Annotated in this window: 2 protein-coding genes; both read left to right on the top strand. The window is 64.9% G+C overall.

What is annotated here, in order from left to right; translation table 11 throughout:
- Positions 1 to 21 precede the first annotated feature (21 nt).
- Entirely contained in the window at positions 22 to 519 is a 498-nt protein-coding gene (locus AB4089_RS22895) for a hypothetical protein (protein ID WP_441411558.1), read from the top strand.
- Positions 483 to 1,523 carry an IS3 family transposase gene (locus tag AB4089_RS22890; protein WP_441411557.1) on the top strand — a complete coding sequence of 347 codons (1,041 nt, stop codon included), beginning with the start codon at positions 483 to 485 and terminating at the stop codon, positions 1,521 to 1,523. Before AB4089_RS22895 ends, AB4089_RS22890 begins: the two co-directional genes overlap by 37 nt.
- Positions 1,524 to 1,532: the final 9 nt, after the last annotated feature.

The following is a 1,532-nucleotide window of genomic DNA, read 5'->3' as shown; positions in this document are numbered from 1 at the left end:
CCCTGTGTGTCAGGCTGTTGTGTGACAGGTTCCCTGTTGCTGGAGCCGGTGCAGTGCGGGGGAAGGTCCATCATGGATTTCGTTATGCCTGTTCGTGTTTCGAACCGGAAGCACTTCACTACCGACCAGAAGCACGCGATTCTGGATGAGTACGACAAATGCCTCGAGTGGGGCTCTAAAGCCGCATTCATCAGGGCGGCGGGCATCACCGAGGCCACCATGAACCGTTGGTGCCGCGAGCGGGAGTCCGGGGAGCTGAGGTCCAGGTCGGACAACCTAGAGGAGGACCAGCGATTGAACGCGGGCGATAAGCAGTTGCTCAAACGGGTCTTGAAGGAAAACGAAATCCTCAAGGCCAAGCTGGCCCGGTCCGAGGCTGCCGTGGACATTCTGGGAAAAGCTTCCGCGCTCTTGGACGCGATGGCCAAGAGCGCGGCGGCGACGGATCCAAAAGTGGAGGAGCCGGAGCCGGGCCGGCCGGAGTGGCTGACGCCAAAACCTGGAAAGACATCGCCCTGAGCTTTGCCGGGAAACTGATCACGGCCGGCTGGTCCGCGGTGAAGGCCTGTGCCCTGGTGGGCGTTCACCGCACGGCCTGGTACCGGCATCTGAGCCCGCCTGCGCGGCCGGGGATCATGGTGCCCCATCCCGACCGCGCCTACCCGAACCGGATCACCGGAGCAGAGGCCGGCGCCTTCATGGAGCTGCTGAACTCCAGGGACTACGCCAACCTCTCCGTCACCCAGGCCTACTACCGGATGCTCGACGCGGGGCACTGTTTCTTCTCCATCGCCGCCGCCCACCGCATCGTGGCCCGGCACGGACAGAACGGCGACCGCCGCGACCAGCGCACGGGCACCGGCCCCAAACGAGCCAAACCCATCATCCACGCGACCGCCCCGAACCAGCTCTGGAGCTGGGACATCACGATGCTCCACGGCCCGGGAAAACACACCTACCGGCTCTACGCGATCCTGGACGTTTTCTCCCGCAGAGTCGTCGGGCACCGCGTCGAACACACCGAAACGGCCGCCCTCGCCGCCGCACTGATCAACGGCGCGGTCACCGAAAACCGGCAGCACCCTGCCGTGCTCCACGCCGACAACGGCGCACCCATGCGGGCCGGCAGCACCCTCCAGCTTGCCCAGTCCCTGGGCATCACACTGTCTTATTCCCGCCCGCGGGTCTCCGACGACAACCCCTACTCAGAATCCCTGTTCAAGACCGTGAAATACGACCTGGACTTTCCCCGCCGGTTCCAGGACCTCCAGCACGCCCGCGACTACATGGCGGCATTCTTCGCGGACTACAACGCCAACCACCGCCACAGCGGCCTGAACTACTACACGCCCGACACCGTCCACGAAGGCCGGGCCGAGCAGGCACGCCAACGCCGCCAGGCAACCCTCAACGCCTGCCACGCCCGGCACCCTCACCGCTACCGGAACAAACCCACCGCACCAGCCGCCCCGGCCCACGCCGGCATCAACCACAAAACCAACCCGCTGTCACAAACAGCTTGATTCATTCCG

The sequence above is a fragment of the Arthrobacter sp. 2MCAF15 genome, assembly GCF_052115605.1.
Taxonomy (GTDB): domain Bacteria; phylum Actinomycetota; class Actinomycetes; order Actinomycetales; family Micrococcaceae; genus Arthrobacter.
This window is presented reverse-complemented; position numbering and strand designations above follow the sequence as displayed.